Origin of the sequence: Phenylobacterium sp., assembly GCF_031412415.1 — a bacterium.
Taxonomy (GTDB): Bacteria; Pseudomonadota; Alphaproteobacteria; order Caulobacterales; family Caulobacteraceae; genus Phenylobacterium.
This window is the reverse complement of record NZ_JANOCX010000420.1, coordinates 1-8,832: the sequence shown is the minus strand read 5'-3', so window position 1 is coordinate 8,832 and position 8,832 is coordinate 1. Positions and strand designations below refer to the sequence as shown.

General features: G+C 67.7%; 7 protein-coding genes and 1 pseudogene. 5 read left to right on the top strand and 3 right to left on the bottom strand.

Annotated elements, in window-relative coordinates; genetic code table 11:
* Both RMO04_RS19630 and fliI read right to left on the bottom strand, forming a co-directional pair.
* A pseudogene (locus tag RMO04_RS19630) lies at positions 1–226 on the bottom strand (flagellar export protein FliJ); the annotation flags it as partial.
* Complete coding sequence (gene fliI, locus RMO04_RS19625; RefSeq protein ID WP_309646458.1) at positions 223–1,560, bottom strand: flagellar protein export ATPase FliI; 1,338 nt, start codon at positions 1,558–1,560, stop codon at positions 223–225. The gene fliI and the pseudogene RMO04_RS19630, both read right to left, overlap by 4 nt.
* Before the next feature lie 354 nt (positions 1,561–1,914).
* Between fliI and ctrA the strand changes: the two genes are divergently transcribed.
* The 5 genes from ctrA to RMO04_RS19600 all read left to right on the top strand — a co-directional run bounded on the left by ctrA (position 1,915) and on the right by RMO04_RS19600 (position 8,382).
* The gene (gene ctrA / locus RMO04_RS19620) at positions 1,915–2,610 is read left to right on the top strand and encodes a response regulator transcription factor CtrA (protein WP_254836209.1); all 696 of its coding nucleotides are present in this window, start codon (positions 1,915–1,917) and stop codon (positions 2,608–2,610) included.
* Positions 2,611–2,725: 115 nt separating this feature from the next.
* Positions 2,726–5,119, top strand: a complete 2,394-nt coding sequence (locus RMO04_RS19615) for a M20/M25/M40 family metallo-hydrolase (RefSeq protein WP_309646457.1) — start codon at positions 2,726–2,728, stop codon at positions 5,117–5,119.
* 23 nt (positions 5,120–5,142) lie between these two features.
* Positions 5,143–5,493 carry an arsenate reductase (glutaredoxin) gene (arsC, locus tag RMO04_RS19610; protein ID WP_309646456.1) on the top strand — a complete coding sequence of 117 codons (351 nt, stop codon included), beginning with the start codon at positions 5,143–5,145 and terminating at the stop codon, positions 5,491–5,493.
* A 191-nt stretch (positions 5,494–5,684) separates the two neighbouring features.
* Positions 5,685–7,034 carry a M23 family metallopeptidase gene (locus RMO04_RS19605; protein ID WP_309646455.1) on the top strand — a complete coding sequence of 450 codons (1,350 nt, stop codon included), beginning with the start codon at positions 5,685–5,687 and terminating at the stop codon, positions 7,032–7,034.
* 115 nt (positions 7,035–7,149) lie between these two features.
* Positions 7,150–8,382: a TetR/AcrR family transcriptional regulator gene (locus tag RMO04_RS19600; protein WP_309646454.1), complete on the top strand. Its 1,233-nt coding sequence runs from the start codon at positions 7,150–7,152 to the stop codon at positions 8,380–8,382.
* A gap of 4 nt (positions 8,383–8,386) precedes the next feature.
* On the opposite strand, the gene RMO04_RS19595 is transcribed toward RMO04_RS19600, so the two are convergent.
* Positions 8,387–8,524 carry a hypothetical protein gene (locus RMO04_RS19595; protein WP_309646453.1) on the bottom strand — a complete coding sequence of 46 codons (138 nt, stop codon included), beginning with the start codon at positions 8,522–8,524 and terminating at the stop codon, positions 8,387–8,389.
* Positions 8,525–8,832: the final 308 nt, after the last annotated feature.

Below are 8,832 nucleotides of genomic sequence, written 5' to 3'. Positions count from 1 at the left end.
CCTGGGCGAGCGCCTTGCGGGCGCGCAGACCCTCCAGGAAGCCCAGTTGGTACCAGCCGTGCTCGGCGTCCTGGCGGCCGTGCTCGGCCTCGGCCTCGCCCTCGGCCTCCAGCAGCACCAGCTTCATCTCGGCCTGCATCCGGCGGTCGGCGATGTCGGCCAGGCGCTTTTGCAGCACCTCGACCTCATAGGTCGACAGCTTGATCAGGGACTGGGCCCAACTCATGACGCTTCACTCATCAGGATCTGGGCCAGGGCCTCGAAGCTCTCATCGAGGCTGGTCGTCTCGTCCTTGTCCTGGGCCAGGAAGGCCTCGAGGGCGGGATTAAGCTGGATCGCGCGGTCGACCTGCGGATCGGCGCCGGTTCGATAGGCGCCGATACGGATCAGCTCCTCCATGTTGGCGTAGGCCGACAGGGACTGGCGCGCGGCCTTCACGATCTCCCGCTCGTGGGGCTCGTGACAGCCCGGCATGGTCCGGCTGATGGACTTGAGCACATTGATCGCCGGGAAGCGGCCGCGCTCGGCGATGGCGCGTTCCATGACGATGTGGCCGTCCAGGATACCGCGCACCGCGTCGGCGATGGGCTCGTTGTGGTCGTCGCCGTCCACCAGCACGGTGAAGATGCCGGTGATCGGTCCCGCCGTGGTGCCGTCGGGGCGCACGGGTCCCGGCCCGGCCCGCTCCAGCAGCTTGGGCAGTTCGGTGAAGACGGTGGGCGTATAGCCCTTGGTGGTGGGCGGCTCCCCGGCGGCCAGGCCGATCTCGCGCTGGGCCATGGCGAAGCGGGTGACGCTGTCCATCATGCACAGGACCTCCAGGTCCTGGTCGCGCAGGAACTCGGCGATGGCCAGGGTCATGTAGGCGGCCTGGCGGCGCTTCAGCGCCGGCTCGTCTGAGGTGGCGACGACCACGATGGCGCGCTTCAAGCCTTCCTCGCCCAGCGTCTCCTCGATGAACTCGCGAACCTCGCGGCCCCGTTCGCCGATCAGGCCCACCACGACGGCGTCGCAGTCGGCCTGCTTGGCCAGCATCGACAGCAGCACCGACTTGCCCACCCCCGAGCCGGCGAACACGCCCAGGCGCTGGCCGCGGCAGCAGGTGGTGAAGACGTTCATCGAGCGCACGCCCAGGTCCAGGCGCTCGCCCACCCGTCCGCGCGCATGGGCGGCCGGCGGGGCGGCGCGCAGGGCGTAGGGCACGATCCCCTGCGGCAAGGGCCCCTTGCCGTCGATAGGCTCGCCGAAGGAGTCGATGATGCGGCCCAGCCAGGCGGTGGTCGGGCGCACGGCCGAGCCCATGGGCTCGATGCGGATTTCCGCGCCCGGCGCCACGCCCTCGACCGGACCGAAGGGCATCAGCAGGGCGCGGGTCTCGCGAAAGCCCACCACCTCGGCGGTCAGCGGCTTGTCGGCGCGGCGTTCGATCTCGGCGCGGGCGCCGACGGCCAGGCGGGTCAGCCCGCCGCGAGCCTCGATCAGCAGGCCGTTCACCGCGGCCACGCGGCCGGAGACGGTCAGGGGATCGATCCGCTCGACGGCGGCGACGAGGCTACGCAAAGGCTGGAATCCCGGGGCGAACTTGAGGCCTGCCAGAATCCGCCCGACGCCGTTAACCCGTGGTGAAGATCGCCGCGGCGCGTGACGGTCGCGGGTCGGGACGTGCGTTAAAATCGCAAGCTTGACCGCACGGGCGCGTTCTTAACGGTGTCCAATCACAAAAGATTCAACGCCCCTGCGACTCCCTGTCCAACAGCCGCCCTTGCTGGTGATTCCCAAACCGAGTTAACGATTCTGCCAGAGGCCTTTCACTATTAACCGGTCTTAAATTAACTCGCTGGCAAGTTAACGGCGAGGGTCGAAGCGGATTCCATGAATCCGGGGGCATTAGCGCTACCGTTCGAGGAGGAACAGATGCGCGTACTATTGATTGAAGATGACAGCGCCACGGCTCAGAGCATCGAACTGATGCTAAAATCCGAGGGGTTCAACGTCTACACGACGGATCTTGGCGAAGAAGGCGTCGATCTGGGAAAGATCTACGACTACGACCTAATCCTGCTTGATCTGAATCTTCCCGATATGAGCGGCATGGATGTTCTGCGCACCCTTCGGGTTGCGAAGATCAACACCCCCATCATGATCCTCTCCGGCACGGCCGAGATCGACACCAAGGTGAAGACGTTCGGCGCCGGCGGCGACGACTACATGACCAAGCCTTTCCATAAGGATGAGCTGGTGGCACGTATTCACGCGGTTGTCCGCCGCTCAAAGGGACACGCCCAATCGGTCATCAAGACCGGCGACATCACGGTCAACCTCGACGCCAAGACTGTCGAGGTGAACAACAGCCGCGTCCACCTGACCGGCAAGGAGTACCAGATGCTGGAGCTTCTCTCGCTCCGCAAGGGTACGACCCTCACCAAGGAAATGTTCCTGAACCACCTCTACGGCGGTATGGACGAGCCCGAGCTGAAGATCATCGACGTCTTCATCTGCAAGCTGCGCAAGAAGCTGGCCGCGGCCGCCGACGGCAAGCATCACATCGAGACCGTCTGGGGCCGCGGCTATGTTCTGCGCGACCCGCAAGAGGGTCAGGTCGCGGCCTAGGGCCCGATCCAGCCCTTCGAGAGACCCGAACGCCCGCCGCTCCTTCCGGCGGGCGTTTTCTTTTGCACGATACCGGATAGGTTGCCGCCCAACAGGTTCGCTGGGAGGCGACGTCGTGGGAAGATTGATTGCGTTGGCTGTTTGCCTCGCCGTCGCGGTGGGCCTGGCCTCGCGCAGCGAACAGACACCGACCCCTGCGCCCGTCTCGGCGCCCCAGGCCGAGTTCTCGGCGGTCCGCGCCCTGCCCGACGTCGTGGCCATGGCGTCGACGCCTCACGCCGTCGCCACGCCCCAGAACGCCCAGGTGCGTGACCACATCCTGCGCCGCATGGCCACGCTTGGACTTCAGACGCAGGTTCAGGCCGCCGACGCCGTGACCAGCCGTACGTTCGGCGAAGACGTCTACGTGGCCGGCGGCCGCGTCGAGAACATCATCGGCGTGCTGCCGGGCGCCGACCGCTCGGCGCCGGCCGTGGCGATCATGGCGCACTACGACAGCGTGCCCGGTTCGCCCGGGGCCGCCGACGACATCGCCGGCGTGGCCGCGGCCCTGGAGATCGCCCGCGCCATCAAGACGCGAGGCCAGCCCGCCCGTGACGTGATCCTGCTGATCACCGACGGAGAGGAGGCCGGCCTGCTGGGCGCGCGCGCCTTCTTCGCCGACCATCCCCTGGCCAAGCGCATCGGCTTCATGATCAACCTCGAGGCGCGCGGCGGCGGGGGCCGAGCCCAGATGTTCCAGACCGGGCCGCAGAACGGCCAGGTCATCGAGCTCTTCCGCAAGACGGCGGTCTCGCCGGCGTCGTCATCCCTGACCGTGTTCCTGTACGAGCAGATGCCCAACGACACCGACTTCACGGTGTCGAAGGACGCGGGAATTCTCGGCCTGAACTACGCCTTCATCGGCCAACAGTTCGACTACCATTCGCCGACCTCCACGCCGCAGAACCTCGACAAGGGTTCCCTGCAGCACATGGGCGAGCAGGCCCTGTCGGCGGCGCGGGAGATCGCCTTCGCCGAAACCTTGCCGGCCAAGGCGCCCGACGCCGTCTACGCCAACACCTTCGGCGACCATATCCTGTCCTATCCGCAGGCGGCGGGTTGCGCGGTCCTGGTCCTGGCCGCCGTCCTGATCGGCCTCGGCGTCTGGCAGGCCCGACGGAAGGGCGCCCTGCCCTGGCTGGACATCGCCAAGGGCCTGGGCGCGGCCCTCTATCTGATCGCGCTGGCCGCCGCGCTCCTTCGCCTGGCCCGGCGGATGACGGGAGCCGAAGACGGGTTCATGGGCCAGCGGGTGCTCCTGGCCCAGGCCGCGCGCTGGGAGATCGCGCTGCTGATCCTGGCGACCGGCGCCCTGATCATCGCCGCCGCCGCCGCCGGACGCGGACGCATGCGGCTGGCGGCGTCCGTGCTCGCCCTCGCGGCGGGCCTGGGATGCTCGGCCTTCGCCGGCTGGGATGCGATCGGCGCGGGGATCGGCGTGGCCGGCGCGCTGTTGGCGCTGGCCAGCTTCGGCCGCCCGACCGGCGTCGCCGGCGCCTGGACCGGCGTGTTGCTCAGCGGTCTGATCGTCGCCATCGGCCTGCAGGTCGTCGCCGCCCCCGCCGCCTTCCTGGTCGCCTGGCCGCTGGCGGTCGGCGCGCTGGCCGCCGCCTTGACCGGCATGGGGTCGCGTAAATCGATCGCCAGCCTGGCCATCGTGAGCGTTCTTGGCGTCTTCGCCCTGGCCTGGCTGCTGGGCTTTGGTCACGGCATCTTCCAAGGCCTCGACCTGCCGGATCTGCTGGCCACGATCGTCTGGTTGGCCGCGCTCGTCATCTGGCCGCTGGTCCAGCCGCAGGAGAACGAGAAGAAGGCCCGCACCCTGGGCCTAGCCATCCTGCTGCTGGGCTTCGTGGTGGTGGCCGTCGTGCGGTTCGACCCGCCCTGGAGCGCTCGGTTCCCGCAGGCGAGCCAGATCCTCTACTATGTCGACCTCGACACCCGACGCACTTTGCGGATCAGCCGCACGCCGGACCTCACGCCCTGGGCCCGCGAGGTCCTGGCGGCCGACGGCGGCGAGATCGTCAAGGCCAAGCTGCCGCTGCTCTATCGGCGCGAACTGGATGTCGCCGCCGCCAAGCCGATCGCCGCGACCGGCGGCGCGCTCGCCTTCGCCGGAACGGACGGCGCGAAGACCCTCAGCCTCACCCTGCCGCCCGGCGCGCGCATCGCGGCGCTGGACCTGAAGTCGAGCATCGCGCTCACCGACGTGACCGTGAACGGCCGACCTGTCGAGGCGCTGGCCAAGGCGGGCCAATGGACGCGCGTCCGGTGGCAGGGCGCGCCGCAAGGTGTGACCGTCACCTTCCGGGCCGGCGGCCGGGGCGCGCTGGAGGCGCGATATGCGGCGATCACCGAGTCCTGGCCGGCCGACGCCAAGCCCTTGCCGCCCAGGCCCGCCGACGTCATGGCCTTCGACGCTTCCGATTCCACGGCGGTGTCGGCCTCGCGGCGGTTCACCTGGTAGCGCGCGACGGCTACAACGGGCCGATGAGCGATGTCGTCATCTACCACAACCCCGACTGCGGAACCTCCCGCAATACCCTGGCCCTGCTCCGCGACAGGGGCGTCGACCCCACGGTCGTCGACTATCTGAGCGTCGGCTGGAGCCGCCAGCAGCTGGAGTCCCTGACCGCGCGGATGGGCGTCAGCGCCCGGGAAATTCTGCGCGAACGCGGCACCCAGGCCGTGGAATTGGGGCTGACCGATCCTTCGACCTCCGACGAGGTGATCATCGCCGCTATGATCCTGGACCCCCTGCTCGTGAACCGTCCAATCGTGACGACGCCCAAGGGTGCGGCGCTGTGCCGTCCTGCCGAACTGGTGCTGACCCTGCTCTAACCAGGCTGCGCCAGGGCATTGCGTGAGTCGCCTGTCGTTCGGTCACACAAAAGACTTACCCGAGATTAACCAACTCAGTTGACGATGCGGACGCCGGGGACGCGCTACCCTCCGCCGAACACACCGTTTCGACGCCACGTTTTCTAGGCTCCCGAGCCGGGCTAAGCGCGTCGTCAGTATGGGGGCTTGGATTGCAAGAGTTCGATCCGCGACGGCAAACGTTCCGCATCACGCCGCGCCTGATGGTCGGTGTCGCGGGTCTGGCCGCGCTGGCCCTGGGCTGGCGCCTGACCACCGCGGACGCCATCGCGCCGCAGAAGCCGCCGCTGGACCCCGCCGCCATCGCAGCCCTGCAGCATGCCGCCTTCACCCAGGCCGAGGCCCAACCAGGCTTCACCCGGCCTGAGAGCGTGCCCGTGAAGATCCAGTCGGGCGAGACCTTCGAGGACGCGGTGCAGCGCGCCGGAGTGGCCCCGGACGAGGCCCGCCAGGCGGTCGACGTCCTGAGCGAGGCCATGGACACCGTGCACATCAAGGCCGGCATGGCCTTCGACGCGGCCATCGCCCATCCCCGAGGCCAGCGTGGCCCGGCCCGTCTGGTCGGCCTCTCCCTGCGCACCGGCCCCGCCAACTCCATCACCCTGTCGCGCACCTTCGACGGCGCCATGCGCCTGCGCGAGATGGAAGAGAAGATCCGCGACGAACAGATGGTGGCCCGCGGCGAGATCACCGGCTCGCTCTACGAGAGCGCCTCTCGCCTGGGCGCCAATCCCTCGATGGTCGGCAGCATGGTCAAGCTGTTCGCCCACAAGGTGGACTTCGACCGCGACCTCAAGCCCGGCGACGACTTCACCCTGGTCTTCGACCGCACCGTCACCGAGAGCGGCCGGACCATCGGCACCGGCGATCTGGAATACGCCGCGATCAAGGGTATCCAGTTCTACCGCTTCAAGCGGGTCAACGGCGACGTCCAGTATTTCGACGAGACCGGCAAGAACATCAAAGGCTTCCTCCTGCGCACGCCGGTGGACGGCGCGCGGATGACCAGCCGGTTCGGCATGCGTCGTCACCCGATCCTGGGCTTCAACCGCATGCACCAGGGCATCGACTTCGGCGCCGGCTCCGGCACCCCCATCGTCGCCTCAGGGGACGGGGTTGTGGTCGAGGCGCGCCGCTGGGGCGGCTATGGCAACTGGCTGCGCATCCGTCACAACGGCGGCTGGGAGACCGGTTACGCGCACCTCTCGCGTTACGGCAAGGGCGTGCGCCCGGGCATGCGCGTCACCCAGGGGCAGGTCGTGGCCTATGTGGGTTCGACCGGCGCCTCCACCGGTCCGCATCTGCACTATGAGATCTGGCGCAACGGCGCGCGGGTGAACCCCGTGGGCGCGAAGGTGCCCCAGGGCACGGTCCTCGCCGGCTCGGAACTCGCGGCCTTCCACGCCCAGAAGAACCGCATCGACCGCATGGTGCGCGGCGAGCAGGCCGACGATCAGAAGCTCGCCCTGGCCGAGACTGACCGCGCCGGCCTGCGCCGGTAACACCCCGATTGCGCCGTTGTGTTCACAGGCGATTTCCGTCGCCCGTGTCCTTTCAACCTCGCCTTCGCCGAACTAAGGTCGCGCTTCCAGTGCTGTTTTCAGCGGAGAATCGATCTTGACCGCAGCCGTCCAACCCAAGGTCCGCGCGCGCTACGCGGCCAAACGGGACGCGATCATGGCCGCCGCCACCAAGGTCTTCAACGACCACGGCGTGAGCGGATTCACCCTGGCGGCGGTCGCCAAGCGGATGGATCTCCATCCCGTCAGCCTGACCTACTACTTCAAGCGCAAGGAAGACCTGGCCGCGGCGGTCCTGCACGAGACCATGGCGCGGTTCAACGTCATGCTGGAGCAGGCCGAGGTCGAGACCACCCCCGCCGCGCGCCTTCGCGCCTTCGTCGCCGGCTACTTTGAGACCCGTCGCCGCGTCGTCCTGGGCCTCGAGATTCCGCTGGCGCCGTTTAGCGAGATCGCCCTGATCGAGGGCGACCAGCATCAGCCGCTGCTCGACGCCTTTACCGGCCTTTATATCCGCATCGGCCGGCTGCTGAAGGATCCGGCCATGCCCTGGATCACGCCGGCGAGGCGCCAGGCCCTGGCCCGTCTGGTGGTGTTCCAGCTCACCTGGTCCGACGCCTGGCTCGAGAGCTATGAACCCGAGGACTACGGTCGGGTCGCCGCCCGGATCGCCGATGTGATGATCAACGGGCTGGCCGCCGACGGTCAGGTCTGGCCCGACCTGCCGCTGCTCAGCCTGGGATCGCCCGACGCCCAGAACGACGAGGTGACCCGCGACCGGTTCCTCGTGGCGGCCACCAAGCTGATCAATCGCGAGGGCTATCGCGGCGCATCGGTGGACAAGATATCGGCCGAGCTGAAGGTGACCAAGGGCTCCTTCTACCACCACAACGCCGACAAGGATGAGCTAGCCGCCGCCTGTTTCGCCCGTACCTTTGACCTGGTCGACGACGCCAAGCGCCGCGCGCTCGCCATCGGGGAGACGGGCTGGGAGCGGCTTTGGCTGGCCACGGTCTCGCTCGCCATGCACCAGGCCTCGGCCGACGGCGGCCGCATGCTGCGCCATCACGCCCTGGCCGCCGTGCCTCAGGGGATGCGCAAGCAGGTGTTGATCCGCTTCCAGCAGATCGGCAACGCCTTCGCCGGGATGATCTCCGACGGCGTCGCCGACGGGACGGTCCGGCCCGTGGACCCGCTGCTCGCCGCGCAGCTCTCGCTGGTTGTGTTCCACGCCGCCCTGGCGCTCGGCTATCTCAACAAGCCCGGCGACGTCACCGGGCTGCTGGACGCCTATGTGCGGCCGGCCCTCCTGGGTTTCTTCGTCGAATAGCCCCCTACGCGGCCTTGTCGTAGGTGCCATTCATCACGGCCCGCATCAGATCCGGGTCGGTGAGGATGGGGGGTGGCTCGCCGAACCGTTCCTCCCATAGGCGTGCGACCGCCTGCATCTCGTCTTCCTCGTCCCGTGTCATTGGGAAATCCTTTAGTGCGACGCCACCGCCGCATCAGGAACCCATCGCGCCCGGTCGGGTTTCACGCATTCACGGGTTTTTCTATAGTTAACAATGACTTAACCATAGATTAGCCGATCGCGACAACAAAAAACCCTCCGCCGAAGCGGAGGGTTTATCTATATCGTTCGTGTATTGTATCAGTCGAACACGATCACCGAACGGGCCAGTTCGCCCTTCTTCATGTCGGCGAAGCCTTCATTGACCTGGTCCAGCTTGATGCGCTGCGACACCATCTCGTCCAGCTTCAGCTTGCCCGACATGTAGAA

What these genes read in the sequence shown, in the direction of transcription:
- ctrA (WP_254836209.1), top strand. Translation starts at nt 1,915, where the DNA reads ATGCGCGTACTATTGATTGAAGATGACAGCGCCACGGCTCAGAGCATC.
- arsC (WP_309646456.1), top strand. Translation starts at nt 5,143, where the DNA reads ATGAGCGATGTCGTCATCTACCACAACCCCGACTGCGGAACCTCCCGC.
- RMO04_RS19595 (WP_309646453.1), bottom strand. Translation starts at nt 8,524, where the DNA reads ATGACACGGGACGAGGAAGACGAGATGCAGGCGGTCGCACGCCTATGG.